Origin of the sequence: Shewanella sp. NKUCC01_JLK (assembly GCF_019345615.1) — a bacterium.
Classification (GTDB): domain Bacteria; phylum Pseudomonadota; class Gammaproteobacteria; order Enterobacterales; family Shewanellaceae; genus Shewanella; species Shewanella oncorhynchi.
The window spans coordinates 175758-191607 of record NZ_JAHKRD010000009.1; the positions used below are offsets into that span (position 1 = coordinate 175758).

Annotated in this window: 9 protein-coding genes; 5 read left to right on the forward strand and 4 right to left on the reverse strand. The window is 45.4% G+C overall.

The features are described from left to right. Positions 1 to 115: 115 nt before the first annotated feature. The 3 genes from KO537_RS11650 to aspA all read right to left on the reverse strand — a co-directional run bounded on the left by KO537_RS11650 (position 116) and on the right by aspA (position 3839). Positions 116 to 841, reverse strand: a complete 726-nt coding sequence (locus tag KO537_RS11650) for a fumarate reductase cytochrome b subunit (protein ID WP_105251340.1) — start codon at positions 839 to 841, stop codon at positions 116 to 118. 139 nt (positions 842 to 980) lie between these two features. After that, positions 981 to 2282 (reverse strand): anaerobic C4-dicarboxylate transporter, encoded by a 1302-nt coding sequence (locus KO537_RS11655; RefSeq protein ID WP_105251341.1) that lies wholly within the window; start codon positions 2280 to 2282, stop codon positions 981 to 983. A 114-nt stretch (positions 2283 to 2396) separates the two neighbouring features. Continuing rightward, a complete protein-coding gene (aspA, locus tag KO537_RS11660) occupies positions 2397 to 3839 on the reverse strand; it encodes an aspartate ammonia-lyase (protein WP_131524382.1) in 1443 nt (480 codons plus the stop codon). Positions 3840 to 4395: 556 nt separating this feature from the next. Here aspA and ansB point away from each other — a divergent pair. The 4 genes from ansB to yidZ all read left to right on the forward strand — a co-directional run bounded on the left by ansB (position 4396) and on the right by yidZ (position 11166). After that, positions 4396 to 5454 carry an L-asparaginase 2 gene (ansB, locus tag KO537_RS11665; RefSeq protein ID WP_105251343.1) on the forward strand — a complete coding sequence of 353 codons (1059 nt, stop codon included), beginning with the start codon at positions 4396 to 4398 and terminating at the stop codon, positions 5452 to 5454. A 477-nt stretch (positions 5455 to 5931) separates the two neighbouring features. Beyond that, complete coding sequence (locus tag KO537_RS11670; protein WP_251071085.1) at positions 5932 to 8766, forward strand: M16 family metallopeptidase; 2835 nt, start codon at positions 5932 to 5934, stop codon at positions 8764 to 8766. Between the two features lie 254 nt (positions 8767 to 9020). Next, a complete protein-coding gene (locus KO537_RS11675) occupies positions 9021 to 10211 on the forward strand; it encodes an MFS transporter (protein WP_219234528.1) in 1191 nt (396 codons plus the stop codon). Next, entirely contained in the window at positions 10186 to 11166 is a 981-nt protein-coding gene (gene yidZ / locus KO537_RS11680) for an HTH-type transcriptional regulator YidZ (RefSeq protein WP_219234529.1), read from the forward strand. Before KO537_RS11675 ends, yidZ begins: the two co-directional genes overlap by 26 nt. Here the strand turns inward: yidZ and KO537_RS11685 are convergent. Next, a complete protein-coding gene (locus KO537_RS11685; protein ID WP_219234530.1) occupies positions 11163 to 13880 on the reverse strand; it encodes a DEAD/DEAH box helicase in 2718 nt (905 codons plus the stop codon). The genes yidZ and KO537_RS11685 overlap by 4 nt on opposite strands. Before the next feature lie 375 nt (positions 13881 to 14255). On the opposite strand from KO537_RS11685, the gene KO537_RS11690 reads away from it, so the two are divergent. Continuing rightward, complete coding sequence (locus tag KO537_RS11690) at positions 14256 to 15626, forward strand: DUF4397 domain-containing protein (protein WP_219234531.1); 1371 nt, start codon at positions 14256 to 14258, stop codon at positions 15624 to 15626. The last annotated feature ends 224 nt before the right edge of the window (positions 15627 to 15850 follow it).

Sequence of the window (15850 nt, forward strand, 5' to 3'; positions counted from 1 at the left end):
TGGATTTATCATTGCGCTCCTCGGGCATAGATGCGCTGCAACTATGTATCAGAGGAGGATCCGTATGTTGTTTGTCTTGCTATATAGGCTAGGTGCGCCGATAGCGTCATGCCCATTACTGAGGAATAAACGGTTGTACTGGCAAAACTAATTCGATACCAATATTGATATAGGTCACTAGGCTTAATGTGCCTAAACACAATAAATAGACGATCAATACTTGCGCTATAGTGCGGATAAGTGGACGGTTACTACTCACACCCCACTTTAATATCACTCGGTATAAACCAACGATGCCGTGGAATAACACGATAGGTAAAAACACCACGTATAAGAGCCAAGCGTTATCGTGGTAAACCCGTTCGGCCGAAAGGTGAGGGCCAATATCAGGGTTTAAAATCATAGTGGCAAGATGGGCTGACACTAAGAAAAACAGTAAGAAACCGGTGATCATCTGCCAGAACCATGCTTGGGTATCTCTATGCTTGATAGTCGACATGAAGCCACGCATCGCTCGCCATTGGCCTAATTGCACAGGGAAACGACGTAGTGCAGTTGCGGCATGTATTGCAACAATCACGAGCATAATGACTGAAATGATCTGGGTCACTATGGGGAAGCCATGACCCGTCGAGCTAAACATACTGCCTTCTAAGAATTGCACCATGTGAAAGAAGGTTTCTTTACCAAATAAAATGCTCGCCTCGAAATGCATATGAAATAAGAGAAAAATACCTAATATAAGCCCTGTCACACTTTGTAAGCAGTCTGCTTTAGCCGACCAAGCTTGGCCAAATGGTCCGCCGTTAATGGCGGTAGGAACACGCGTTTTTGCTGACATTAATTCACCTCTTACTCGATTTGTTATGGCGTGAATGTATCTGCATCACGCCAACACAAAGTCTATAGATACAGATTAAAAGAAGAGGGTTAATCCATTTGTAGGCATTAGCCCTGAGAGCACTTAGGGTAAAATTGAGCTACAGCATCATGCCGCCAAACAGGAAGGCCAATGCCACACTGGTGGCAATCGTCACAACGCCAGGGACCAGGAACGGATGGTTAAATACCGCCTTACCAATCCGAGTCGAGCCGGTATCATCCATCTCGACCGCAGCCAGTAGCGTGGGGTAAGTCGGTAATACAAACAGCGCGCTGACGGCGGCGAAAGAGGCTACGGCTGTCAATGGACTTACACCAATCGCCAAGGCTGCGGGCATTAGCGCTTTTGTTGTCGCGCCTTGGGAGTAGAGCAGCATGGAGGCAAAGAATAAGGTTACCGATAATAACCAAGGCTGACTTTGCAGTAAGGTGCCGGCAAGATCTTTGATTTCCTCGATATGATTCGACACTAAGGTATCGCCTAACCAAGCCACACCTAATACACAGACACAGGCTGACATGCCTGACTTGAAGGTGGCTGCATTGGAGATTTCGCTCGCGTCTAACTTACAGAAAATCGTAATAGCGGCAGCTGCTGTGAGCATCAGCACCATAATGGCGGCGTCGCGTGGCAATACAGGGTCAACAATCAAACCGACTTTGTCAGATATCGCAGTGGCATAGGCCATGACAGCCGCAATCGCCAGCAAGAAAATCATCACAGATCGTTTCGCGCCGGCTTTAATTTTGATCTCAGTTTTACCGCGTGTTTTAACTAAACCTTTGGCTAAGCGTTCTTGATAGACAGGATCATCGGCCAGTTCTTTACCCATTAAGTTGGCAACAACGGCTCCGACCATGCAGGCGAGGAAAGTTGAGGGAATACAAACGGCTAACAGTACTAAATAATCTACGCCAAACGGCTCTAAGATACCTGAGAAGAACACGACAGCCGCTGAAATCGGTGAGGCGGTAATGGCGACTTGAGATGCGACAACGGCAATAGATAAGGGACGAGAGGGGCGAATGCCTTGCTCTTTTGCGACTTCGGCAATAACAGGTAAGGTGGAGAATGCTGTGTGGCCTGTACCCGCAAAAAGTGTCATGAAATAGGTGACGACAGGGGCCAGAAAGGTGATTTGTTTTGGATGCTTACGTAATAATTTTTCTGCCAGTGAGACTAAATAATCCATCCCTCCAGACACTTGCATGGCCGCAATCGCGGTGATAACTGACATAATGATGAGGATCACGTCAATCGGGATATTGCCCGGTTTGAGTCCCATCCCCGCGGTCAGTATCAGTACCCCGACACCGCCAGCGAAGCCGACTCCCATGCTACCCATCCTTGCACCAAGGTAAATAGCCCCGAGGACGATAATTATCTCTAATATAATCATAGTGTTAACTCTATTTTATTTTTAATTTCAATAGCCTGCGCATATTCACTCTGCGCAGGCTTATTCTTGAATCATCGAGTTGTGGACTGGGGAAGGCTCCCCAGCCCCACTGAGTTACACTTTGGCTTTGCTGGTGTTGCGTTTAGCCTGATATTTAGGATTCATCAGGTTTTCAACCGAGAGAATGTCATCGAGTTCTTCAACCGTTAACAAACCGCGTTCGAGTACCACTTCACGGACATTTTTACCCGTTTGGGCGCAAATTTTGCCTATGATGTCACCTTCATGGTGGCCGATGATTGGGTTAAGGTAGGTCACGATCCCGATAGAGTTCATCACATGGGCCATGCAGATCTCTGGATTGGCTGTGATACCTTCAACGCATTTTTCACGCAGGGAGATACAGGCATTACCCATCAAACTGAGCGACTCAAACATCGCCTGTCCAATCACAGGTTCCATGACGTTAAGCTGTAATTGGCCAGCTTCGGCGGCCATAGTGATAGTGATATCGTTGCCGACAATCTTAAAGGCAACCTGATTGACGACCTCAGGGATCACAGGGTTAACCTTGGCTGGCATGATGGAGGAACCCGCTTGCAGCTCAGGAAGATTAATCTCCTTCAGACCTGTACGTGGACCCGATGAAAGTAAGCGTAGGTCGTTACAAATCTTGGACATTTTAATCGCCATACGCTTAATTGCACTGTGCAGCATAACGTAGGCACCACAATCGGATGTCGCTTCGATTAAATCTTCCGCTGGCACATAGGCGCGGCCAGTAATGTCTGCCAGATACTTAATGGCTAATGCAGAATAACCGACAGGCGTATTGAGCCCTGTACCAATGGCGGTTGCGCCTAAGTTCACTTCTAACAACAACTCTTGGCAACGTTTGATGGACTTAATTTCTTCTCGCAATGTAACAGCAAAGGCATGAAACTCTTGGCCTAAGGTCATAGGCACGGCATCTTGCAATTGAGTGCGGCCCATTTTTAAGATGGTTTTAAACTCTGTGGCTTTAGTGTCGAAAGCGCTGATAAGGTCGGTTAATGCATCTAACAGAATATCGGTACTGTTGATGACCGCAATACGGAAACCTGTTGGATAGGCATCGTTAGTCGATTGGCATTTATTGACATGGTCATTAGGATTGATGACATCGTAACGGCCTTTTTCTAGCCCCATGATCTCCAGTGCAACGTTGGCTAATACCTCATTGGTATTCATGTTGACTGAAGTGCCTGCGCCTCCTTGATAAACATCGACCGGAAATTGATCAACAAATCGACCCGTTGTGAGTATCAGATCGCACGCTTCAATAATTTTGTCAGCGATTTCAGGACTTACAGCGCCTAATTCACTGTTAGCCATGGCAGCGGCTTTTTTTGTTAGCATCATGCCACGGACTAATTCAGGTACATCGGAAATTTTTTGATTACTCAGCTTAAAGTTTTCGATGGCACGCAATGTATGTATGCCATAATAAAATTCATTGGAAACTTCTTTCGTGCCCAATAAATCTTCTTCGATCCGTACGCTATTAGTATCTTTCATTTCGATCCTATTAAATCCAATTAATAGTAAGATATATCTCCGAGTATTGAGTTGTGGATGTGTACAATAAGTATACGTAACACATCAAGAATAACTCATCGAAAACATGAAGGAGAATCGTCTCCTTGACTATCGAAGTAGATCTTAACGCTTTGGCAATAACAGGATTAGGATGGTGATCACTTAACTGTTTGAAATAGTGTATTTCTTTTGTTTCTTAGATAAGTCTCTCAACTCGGATCACTAGTGTGAGCCATTACTTTTTGATGCAAATTAGCTATAGATTTGTTATTCGTTAACCAATCGGCGACATATTTATTCAAGTGTTTTTAAATTTAAATAAACCATACGATATTTAATTGTCACTGCGTCAATAGCGAATAATCATTGATTAGTTAAATCTACTCAATAATAAATGCATGGTGTTTTCCTTAAAGTTTAAATAATCAATTAGATAACGATAAATCTGTTATTTCATTTTAGTGAGAGCTATCACAGTGAGGCTTAGACAATAGTGCACACTGTGGGCGTTTATTATTAATCAAAGGATGTAAGCATGAATTTTCCAATGCGTAAGCTTTTGCTCTCGGTCACTTTAGGGTTATTTCTCTCCTCCGCGGCGCAGGCGCTTCCACAGGTACGTATTATTGCCACGGGTGGCACTATTGCGGGAGTCGGACAATCGGCTACTGAGTCTAACTATCAGGCTGGTGAAGTGGGCATTAGTAGCTTAATTGCGGCCGTGCCTGAAATGAAACAACTTGCCGATATTCAAGGTGAGCAACTGGTTAAAATCGGTTCGCAGGATATGAACGATAAAGTTTGGCTAGCCTTAGCCAAGCGCATCAATCTGCTATTGGCTGATAAAGATGTCGACGGTATTGTCATCACCCATGGTACTGATACCTTAGAGGAAACGGCGTATTTTTTAAATCTCACCATCAAGAGCGATAAGCCTGTAGTACTGGTTGGGGCAATGCGTCCATCAACTGCCATGAGTGCCGATGGCCCGATGAATCTGTATAACGCAGTCGCGACCGCCGCTAACCTCGAATCTAAAGGTCGAGGCGTGTTAGTGGTGATGAACGATACCGTATTGAATGCCCGCGATGTGACTAAGACTAACACTACAGGTGTGCACACTTTTGCCGCGCCTAACTTTGGCCCGCTTGGCGTTATCCATAACAGCAAGATTGAGTACATGGGTAATACTGAACGTCAACATACTACGCAAACGCCTTTTGATGTCAGCAAACTCGACAAGTTACCGCAGGTAGGCATAGTGTATAACTACGCCAATGCCAGCGATTTACCTGTCAAAGCTATGGTTGAAGCGGGTTTTGATGGCATAGTCAGCGCTGGTGTAGGTAATGGTAATATTTACCACTCAATATTTGATACCTTAGCTAAGGCGAGTCAAAAAGGCACCTTAGTCGTTCGCTCTAGCCGAGTGCCCACAGGTGCAACCACGCTTGATGCCGAGATAGACGATGCTAAATATGGCTTTATCGCCGCAGGTAATCTTAACCCACAAAAAGCCCGCATTTTACTGATGCTGTCGTTAACACAAAGCAAAGATCCACAGCAGATCCAACGTTGGTTTCAACAGTTTTAAGATTCAACTGCGTGATAAAACAAAAGTCCTGCGAATATTCGTAGGGCTTTTGCATTAATTGCTTACCAGTGAAGTGGTTTTTTCACGAGGCCATGAGCCGAAATATCTAAACAGTGTTGTGATTTTTAAAGCCAAAATTGTGAGGGTTCAACTCAGATTTTCAATCAAGATATTGCTCTGTAATTAGATTTAAGAAAGGGCTTGGCTAATTAAACACTCAATATCTCGCTAATATATGCATACCATTCCACAGTAACCATTAAATCTACAGCTGTTTCAGCTTCCTTCCTCGCTCATTATTTTTCGGCATATTCTGACTATATATCAAGGCGATAAACTATTTTTAGTACGGCATAAGGTATTGATTTTGTGACTTAAAGTGCTTTAGGTACTATAGTGAAAGCTTATTTTATCTGAAACATAGGTGAGCGCTTCCTAGGTTTCTTGTTTGATTTTGGGGGCAAAGTGCGAATTTTAATGAACAATTTCAAGGTAATTAGTTTTGTGCGTCAGTGGTTACTACTGGCGTTTTTGAGTATGGCGTTGCCACTGCAGGCGAGTGAAGATCCGCTGTGGATGGGAACGACAGGCTTGCCTATGAGTGAGCGGATCCATACCGGTGAACTTGCCAATGGTATGCGTTATTTATTGGTTAGCAATAAGACGCCGGAGCAAGCGGTCATAGTGCGGATGCGGGTGGATGTAGGCTCTTTGGTTGAGTCTGATACCGAGCAAGGATTAGTGCACTTTCTTGAGCATATGGCCTTTAATGGATCGACCGGATTGGCTGCGGGGGAGATGATGCCGACATTGCAGCGCCTTGGCCTGAGTTTTGGCGCCGATACCAATGCTGTGACTGAGTTTCAGCAGACGGTCTATCAATTCAACTTGCCAAGTAATAGCCAAGATAAAATCGATACTGCTTTGTTTTTAATGAGAGAAATTGGCAGTAATCTATTACTCGACCCAGCGCTAATTGAACGTGAAAAAGCGGTAGTGTTGTCTGAGCTGCGTGAACGTAGCGGTGCGGATCTTGAGAATTACCGTAACCAATTACAGTTTTTAATGCCAAACACATTGCTGTCAAAGCGCTTCCCCGTGGGTGAGGCGAACAGTATCAGTAATGCCAATCGCGAGGCGTTGCTGTCTTTATATCAGCGTTTTTATACGCCCTCACGCACCACTTTAATTGTGGTGGGAGATATCGAGGTCGCCGCGGTAGAACAAAAGATAAAACAACAGTTTGCCAGTTGGAAAGCCGCGCCTTTGGCCGCTAAAACCAAGGAACAAGCTATTGGTACTGTCGCAGAGCGCCAAAGTGTCGATGCGGCGGCATTTTTTGATCAAAGTCTGTCAACGTCAGTTTCCCTTGGCATGCTAAAACCCATCTCAGCGATTACCGATAGCCCTGCTGTGCGGGAGCAGGAAATGTTGCTCGAGCTTGCCCACGGCATCTTGTATCGCCGTATGGAGTCGCAATTACTGCATAGCCAAGGTTTATATGGTGTAAACCTGCAGGTTGGGCCGCAGTTTGATATTGCCTATGGCACACAAATGAGCCTAGGTACGCAGGAAAATAACTGGCAAGAGGGAATCGCACTCTTGGAGAAAACCCTGCGTCAAGCAAAAGAGTTTGGTTTTAGCCAGCAGGAAATTGACCAGCAAATCAAACGTATGCATAAGGGATATCAGCTAAGTGTCGCGGGTAGCAGTACCATTCACAGTGTGAATATTGCCGAGAGTCTAGTGTATTCGGTGGCGGGCAATCGCGTCCCTGTCGAACCTGATTGGCAGCTCGCATTTTTTGAAAAAATAATGCCAACAGTGACACCGCAAAAGCTAAGCCAAGTGTTTAATCAAACGTGGAACGCCACGCCGTATTTGTATCTGACCAGCAATAAGCCCATTGAAAATGCTGAGAAACAGCTTATCGCCAGCTACGAGAAAAGCAGTAAACAAGCGGTGAGCGCACCAGCAATCAAGGCGATTGATGAGTTTGCTTATACTCAGTTTGGCGAGCAAGGCAAGTTAGTGGCCGACAGTCGCGATAAGGAAACGGGGATTCGCCAACTGCAATTTGCCAATGGCGTGCGCCTTAATCTTAAGCCTACCAACTTTAATAAAGGCACCACATTGGTCAGCCTAAACATTGGCTTTGGTGAAGTGCCATTCCCTGAGTTGGATGGTTTGTCTTATCTGTTTAACAGTGCGTTTGTGCAGGGTGGGCTCAAGGCCCATGATTATGACAGTCTGCAGGATATTTTTGCTGGGCAAGATATTTCCATCAACTTAGGCCTGCGTGAGCAAAGTTTTGGCGGCGAGATTAGCACTAATGCCGCAGAGCTACGCACGCAGCTTGGCTTAATGACGGCTTATTTAATTGAGCCGGGTATGGATAAGCAGGCTGAGCAATTGTTTCGTGAACAAGTGATTGCCGAGCAACAAAGTATTCATAGCAACCCACAATCTGAGTTTTCTAATCAGTTTGCCCGTATCTCCCATAATGGTGATAAACGCTATGGTTATGGTGAGCCTGAAGAAATTCTCAAACGTCACTTTGGAGAATTAGCGCCGAGTTTCCATTCGGCCGTCGAGCAAGGGGCGATTGAACTCGCTATTGTGGGCGATTTTGACGAAGCGAGTGCCATTGCTGCTGTGGCTGAAACGCTTGGCGCCATTAAGCGTAGCCCTATTGCTAATGCTCAGTCGATAGTACCTGTGTTTCCGAAAGTGCCCGTTCAGAAAACATTAACGCATTATGGTCAACTGGATATGGCGGCACTTGCCATGGTGTGGCCTACAACGGATATGACTCACTTGAGTCAACACGCGGGATTGGGTCTGCTGGAGCAAGTGCTAAGCATTCTATTAACGGAAAACGTGAGGGAGAAAGCGGGTGCGAGTTATTCGCCATCGGCCTTTTCTTACAACGATTTCAATGCCAGCGGTTATGGTTACTTAGGTTTGTTTAGCGTGACGACTCAAGCCATGTTGCCAACGGTTGCCGAGTATTTCACCGCCGCAGTTAAGCAAGTTAAAGCGCCTTCGGGGATCAGTGAGGACTTACTTAATCGAGCCCGCCAACCAGTGCTTGAGTGGATGCAAGCGGCGCCGCAAACCAATGGTTTTTGGTTAGATCTCACCTCAACCGCCCAGAGTCATCCCGGTCGTTTTGCTGCCTTTAAACAAAGGCAAGCGTTAGCGCAGCAGATGACAGTTGCAGAACTTAATAAATTGGCGCAGCAATATCTGCAAGACGATAGCAGTTTAATGATCCAAGTCCTTCCTGCACCGCCAGAACCTCAGCAATGAGTATTGGGCTCATAGAATAGTAGACTGATCATTCACCGACATATCCCCTGTGGTCGCAAACCACAGGGGATATTTTTCTACCTCTTTCTTCCTCTATCTTCTTTTACCAACTTTTCTTTCACGTTTGTGGTGTTATGCCCACCCATAGGTCGTCAATGGAAATACCTGTTGTCGAAAATGCCACTCACAGATCTGCGCGAGTGAAACTAGGCTAGGCGCAACTTATGTGTGAGATGGCTAACGGGGTGAGGTATATGTTTCGATATCTATTGTGCAGTTTTTGTCTAGTGTTTTTGTACCCGACAGGGATAGATATGTACTTGGTCGGTTTGCCGCAAATTGCGCAGGATTTAGGGGCGAGTGAGGCGCAGCTGCATATTGCTTTTTCTGTGTATCTTGCGGGAATGGCGACCACTATGCTGTTTGCGGGGAGCTTAGCCGATAGGATTGGGCGTAAACCCATTACCTTGTTTGGCGCATTTTTGTTTGCTATTGCCTCTTACTTTGCCGGTAGTGCGCAAACCAGTGATCTCTTTTTAATGGCACGCTTTGCACAAGGCATTGGTGCGGGTTCTTGCTATGTTGTGGCTTTTGCGATTTTGCGTGATGTATTAGACGATAAGCGCCGAGCAAAAGTGCTCTCTATGGTCAATGGCGTGACTTGCATTATCCCTGTGATAGCGCCTGTGATAGGCCATTTAATTATGCTTAAATTCCCATGGCCTAGCCTATTTAACACTATGGCGGGGATGGGATTAATGGTCTTAACCCTGTGTATTTTTGTATTACGCGAAACCTATCCTAAACAGCAATTTCACACCACAGTTGAGCTGGGTGGATATAAAGAATCCTTTAAACAGCGGTTTTTTCTCAGTCGTGTGGTGATAACGACTTTAGGTGTGACCACGATTTTAAGCTATGTAAATGTCTCTCCCATGTTGATCATGGGGCAGATGGGGTTTGACCGTGGACAATATTCTAACACTATGGCTATGACAGCATTTGTGAGTATGGTGGCCTCATTTTCGACGCCCGTTTTGCTTAACCTGTTTAAAGAAAAATCCTTAATCTTGTTCTCTCAGACATTATTTGCCGCCGCAGCACTGGTGTTGATCTTGACTCAATTGGGCGGGGTTAGTCAGTCATTCAATCTGCTAGGTTTTGCTTTTGTGTGTTCGGGCTTTGCGATTGGATTTGGGGTCACCATGAGTCAGGCGCTGAGTCCATTTGTTACTCGGGCTGGGGTTGCCAGCTCTTTACTGGGAATTGCCCAAGTGTGTACTTCAGCCTTGTATATTTGGGTGATGGGTCTGCTCGAAGTGAGTGCGATTAATATATTATTAGTGATCCTCGCTGTCGGTGCGCTGGTGAGCATTACACTGATCTTAGCGGTTCCTAAATTGCCGGAAATTGTACTTAATGACCAAATCCCTGAGTCGGCTTGATCTTAACTTATTGTTTATTTTGCAGCTTTTATTACAGGAGCGGAGTGTCTCTAAGACTGCCAAAAAGCTCAATGTCACGCCATCCACTGTGAGTAAGTCGCTGGCCAAATTACGGGATTGGTTTGACGATCCCTTATTTGTCAAAACGCCGCAGGGATTTCAGTTAACGCCATTGGCTCACGGTATGGAGCAGGAGTTATCCGAATGGTTGCAAATGGGTAAGCAACTGATGGCTAAGCGTGGTGACGAGATGACCAAAGGGCTCACCTTCGAGTTGATGCTTGAGTCGCCTTTGTTGCTTATCATGCTTAATGAGCTGACTCAGGCCATTTATACTCAATACCCTGATGCAAAGGTGAAGGTACGAAATTGGGATTACGATTCACTCGAAGCGATTGTGCGTGGTGAAGCGGATATCGGTTTTACCGGTCGAGAAAGTCATCCACGTTCCAAGGAATCCCTTGATTTATTACCCTATTTTATCGATTTTGAGGTTTTATTTACCGATCTTCCTCAGGTGTATTTGCGCCGCGATCATCCCGCCTTGCAGGAAGAGTGGAATATAGACACTTTCTTAAAATACTCGCATATCAATATCTTGTGGGAAAAGAGCGAAACCTGGGCCTTAGATGATGTGCTTATTGAGCTTGGGTTAAGCCGTAATATTGTGCTGACCTTGGCCAGTTTTGAGCAGTCACTGTTTGTCGCGGCAGAGCCTCACCACAGCATGATGGCAATTGCGCCACAATATTGCGAACAATATGCTCGCCAATTACACCCTGACTTAGTGAGTCGCCCCATCCCGTTAAGCGACGAATATCTTGATAAACTCGCTATTCCTTTTACCTTGATTTGGCATAAGAGAAACAGCCACAACCCCAAAATCACTTGGCTGCGAAGCAAGATAAAAGCGATTTACCAACAGCATGATCAAGGCTGTTATTTACTGCATTAACTTGTTTGGGTAATACCCAATTGCTGACAAATATGTTGGATACAAAGTTCTCGCTGTTGGCACCATAGCCCATAGCTGACGGGGATCAGTTTAATGCCCGCGCGCTGTAAGAGTTTATACAGTTCAATATCGAAAAAGTCCGCCCAAGGTCCTGGGTAACCGATTAAATCTATTGCTAAATATTGGTTACCATAGCGGCACAGAATATCCAGTTCTAGCCCCGCCATATGGTAGGCGCGCCAGACAGTTATGCCTTTTTCTTCAATCGCGTGTGCCACAGACTGGCCGAAGTTATCGAGGGAATCGACATAATTATGTGCCGCTTGAAATTGACCCGCCGATGCTAAGTAAGTTGCCAGTAAATTATTGTTGGGGAGTTCATGCGCTTGTACCGATAAAAATAGCCACTGCATTTGTTTAGCTCGGGTGATCGCGACATTGAACATATCGGCTCGATTTAAATACACGGCGGCACGGCTGTCGTTGGCCGTAATGCTAAACGACAGCAGCATAATATCGCGCTCTTCCCCTTGAAAACCAAAGGGCGTGGCAATCCGTAAGTGGTGACGCTCGAGTTGTTGTGCGCTAAAGCGCGTGAGGATCTGCTGGGATAAATACTCTGCCTGATTGCGAAAACAGGAGAGCACACCAATGCTGGAAGGCACTAATACATTATCTTGTTCATTAATCAGTTGAGCTAACTTTTGAATTAATGCCTCAGCTTCTATGGCGTTAATTCCCTTACTATCACGGCTGCCAGTAACGTGGACTCTGTGTAAGTGCCCTGAACTCGTGCAGGGTCTGTGCTGCATAATCTTCAGCATGCCTTGATAAAACTGCTGATTACTAAATTGGATCAGCTCAGGTTTACTCCGAAAATGCTCATTTAAAAATACCACTTGGGATTGGCTCGCAAGGGACAGTGACGCTAAGTCGAGCATACTGGCATCACGGTAGCTCATTAGGCCGCGGCAATCCGGGGCGAGTCCGAGTTGGGTCTGGATTTGGGTTTGTTTTGCGCGGGATAAAAACGAGAAATGTCGCAGTTGTTTGCTATCTCCCACCACCAGTGCGGCCTTTGCTCGCTGCAAGGCCGGTAAACATGCGGCAATATTGGCTTGAGTGGCTTCATCAATAATGACTAAATCAAACATTTGCAGCTCCATAGGGAGCACTTTATGTAAGCTGGCAAGGCTAGATAACCAAATGGGAAAGGTTTGTTTTAAGGCATCAAAATCCGTCTTGTAGAAGCCGTCGAGTTGCTTAGCGGACTGGCGGGCGCGTAACGCACTGGCAAAACTCACCAGCGTACTGCGCTTATGTTTGAGTAATTGGTTTAATCGATAGTGAGTTGCCAATTGTAAGTATTTGAGGCTTAAGTCTTCTTTTTGCGCTATCAGTGTCGTTAATTTATCGAGTTCATTCCATTGCTGGGCAAACCTTTTTATACCTGCATGGTAAGCCCAGTTGTAAAATCCTAAGCGCCAACGGGATTGTCCTTGTTGTAAGGTCGCCAGTTTTTGGCCGCGACGTATGGCATGGCGGCAATGACGTATAAAGCCCGCTTCCATCTTGACTTGCTGACGAGTCACAGTATTAAGTTGTTGTTTTGCATTGAGTAGCAACCTATCCGAGACGGCTTCATCAGATGCAGGGTGCTGACCATGGAGCATTTCATCAATCTGGTTTTTAAGGACTTTTATAAACTGCGGCGAGCCTGCTCGAATAAGGCTGCTCCCTAGCTGGAATTGTTGTTGCAATTTATCGGCAATCACATCAACAGCTACATCGGTGTGGGCGACGATGAGGACAGATTTACCCCTTAATACCTGCTCCGCCGCCACTGTGGCTATGGTGTAACTCTTACCTGTTCCCGGTGGGCCTGAGATCTGCCCCAAAGTATGATTGGCCGCAATCTTTAAGGCCTGAATTTGCGCGCGGCTTAACAGCCCTGGAAGATAAGCCTCTTGTGTGTCTTCACTGGCGTTGATTGATGTTGTTTGTTGTGTTTCTGCGAATAGCGCTTTAAGCGGTGCTGATGGTTCAGGCGCTGTCATTAGTTTGTCGAGTTCGTGCAAAATGCCCCGACTCGCGATCGAACGTTCTGCCAAAATGATTTGGCTTCGACTGACAAGAAACTGCCCACGTTTACGGCATAAGCTAGTGAATTCAGCCTCATCGATCAGCTTGGGAAAATGCAATAAATGACTGGTATCAACATCGGCTTGGCCCGCCCGCAGCCAAGATATCCAGCCACTGACATCCGTTGGATTATCGCGTAAATCTTGGCTTAGGCTATGTCCTTCAACGACTAATTTTTCTAATAGAGCTTCATTGATAGTGAATGGCCCTTGGCCAGCTAGAGTGTTATTGCTCTCTAGGTAGAGATTATCGCCGTCAGCCTGTAATTGGCATTCGCGATAAAGGAGTGGTGTCACGACTTTACGTTTTTCGCCATTAAGGTCGACTGTGCCGCAGAAAAACAGACAGCAGTGCAATAATACCTTTTCACGTAAATACAAAGCGCTACGTGCTAGTAATGCACTGGCGGGAGCAAATGGCACAGGCAAGCGGGGTAGGAAGCCACTGCTTAACTCGTCTTCATGTTGGAGTAATAGCTGATCTTGCTCGGCAAGCTTGTGGCTAGACCAGAGATTGATTTCGGCACTATCGTGTTGAAAACATTGTTTGTAGTAGTTGAGAATCCCTTGCAAATCCTATCCATCCCAAAGGCTTAATTGGCGATGCGAGAGTAACCTAATCGCATTAGTCGAACAAGGTTTGTACCGTTTGAGGATAGTTTATCCATAGTCGCTTTAAGCCTAAAAGAGAGGTGTTCGATAGAACAGTCATTTTCCACTGGAGCAGAAGCGTTTTTGAGAGGCTAGCAAAAGTATCTGCAGCCGCATTTGTATCAATTAAGGGCCTGAAAAGTGTGGTTTGTATCACTTTTTGCTGTGTTATTGAAATGTTTGTTAAGTGTTTGAGTTTGTAAAATATTTGTTTTTGTTTTTAGTGGAAATTGCCATTGTTGTCATTGTATAACTGCGTAGATTGAACTGAATTTTTGTCTGCTAATGAGGGAAACAATGATAAAAAGTAAGCTAAAGGGATTCGCTGCGGTGGCTGTTGCCTGTTTAGTGGTAACGGCATGTGGCTCAGATGATAATAATGAAGAGGGCACAGATCAAAATGCCACCTATGTGCAATTCTATAATGCTTCAGCTGGAAGCACTGCTACTGCACTCAAAGTTGCCGATAAAACCTATGAAAGTGTGATCTATGGGGACACTATGCCGCGATTTACGTCGACGGCTGGCGTAACTGCGATTGAAGTGATGGCTAAGGATGCCTCTGATAAAGATATCTCTATTTATAAAGAAGATATCGATTTGAAAGTTGCAACGGACCATTTCTTTGTATTACATGGTGATTTTACCGAACCTAAATTACTTAATATCAACTATTCTCGCACTGAACTCGATAAGCTCAACGAAGTGGCTGAAAACAGTAAAATGCAGCTCTTGATTGCCAATACTGCAGTGCATGCCCAAGCCTTTGACGCTTATGTTTCTAAGTCGACCCAAACCTTTGCCGATGCTGTGATGTTAGGCAGTGTGGCCTACGGTGAAGTGTCGCAGCCGCAAGTGATGGATACGGGTGAATATAAGGTTTACCTCGCACCAGCGGGAACAACGAATGTTTCTTATACAACTGCGAACATTAAATTCAGTTCTAAGGTGCCTTATAAGCTGATTATCCGCGAAGGTTTTGGTGCTTCGGATTCAAAAATCACCTTGGACAGTGTCGATTCAACTACCAATGTTCGCAATCATGTAGCATTAGAAGCGAGTGTCGATTATCGCGTCTTTAACGGTTTAGGTTCGCACATTATCGATGTGAAAGTGGCCAGCAGTAAGCAAGATACTCTGTTTAGCGAAGTGCCATCTTTTGGGGTCACTAGCTATCAAGGTGCTGAGTTTAATGATTTTGGTGTGAGTGTGTTCGACCACGGTACGCAAAATAAATTGCTCGATAACGTGTTGATCACCCTTAACCAAGATGACATTAAAACCATCTTCATCTATGAGCAAACGACCGAGCAGGGCAGCCAAGTGAAGGCGATGGAGATGAAGCAAACTAAGACGCCAAGTCCCTATAGCTTTAAGTTCAACATTGTGAGTTTTGCCGATAAAAGCAATCTAACTGTGTATTTCTTAAAGGCAAATGACACGATTGAAACGGCTGTAAATAAGATCACCGCAGTCAATCCTGCGAGCCCTCAGTCAGTGACTGTGCCAGCTGGCGAATATTCTATTAAGGTTATCGCTGTGGAAAACGGTACTAAAACCGTTGTCTATGCATCCGATTTAATGGATTTCAGCAATGAAGACAATGTGACTATGGTGCTGAATAAAGATCCTTCTACTAGCTTTGGTTATAACTTGATTAAGATCTAACCGCTAAGGTGAGTGAACGGCTCTAATAAAACAGCGCTACTTAGGTAGCGCTTTTTTTTGGGCTGTTTTTGTGTGCTCGTTTTAGTGGGCTTAGTAGATTGAGCATTATTGTCTTAGCATTCACTTTTTATTGATTGTGGCTGCGGGGTTAATGTAGGCTGATCGGCAAAAATTAAGCCGAGCATTGCTGTGGTGCTGTGGTGCTGTGGTGTGAATAAGCTGTG

Bases quoted from the DNA above. Each gene is read 5' to 3' on its own strand.
- KO537_RS11690 (WP_219234531.1), top strand. From the start codon at position 14,256: ATGATAAAAAGTAAGCTAAAGGGATTCGCTGCGGTGGCTGTTGCCTGT.
- ansB (WP_105251343.1), top strand. From the start codon at position 4,396: ATGAATTTTCCAATGCGTAAGCTTTTGCTCTCGGTCACTTTAGGGTTA.
- KO537_RS11670 (WP_251071085.1), top strand. From the start codon at position 5,932: ATGAACAATTTCAAGGTAATTAGTTTTGTGCGTCAGTGGTTACTACTG.
- KO537_RS11650 (WP_105251340.1), bottom strand. From the start codon at position 841: ATGTCAGCAAAAACGCGTGTTCCTACCGCCATTAACGGCGGACCATTT.
- aspA (WP_131524382.1), bottom strand. From the start codon at position 3,839: ATGAAAGATACTAATAGCGTACGGATCGAAGAAGATTTATTGGGCACG.
- yidZ (WP_219234529.1), top strand. From the start codon at position 10,186: ATGACCAAATCCCTGAGTCGGCTTGATCTTAACTTATTGTTTATTTTG.
- KO537_RS11675 (WP_219234528.1), top strand. From the start codon at position 9,021: ATGTTTCGATATCTATTGTGCAGTTTTTGTCTAGTGTTTTTGTACCCG.
- KO537_RS11655 (WP_105251341.1), bottom strand. From the start codon at position 2,282: ATGATTATATTAGAGATAATTATCGTCCTCGGGGCTATTTACCTTGGT.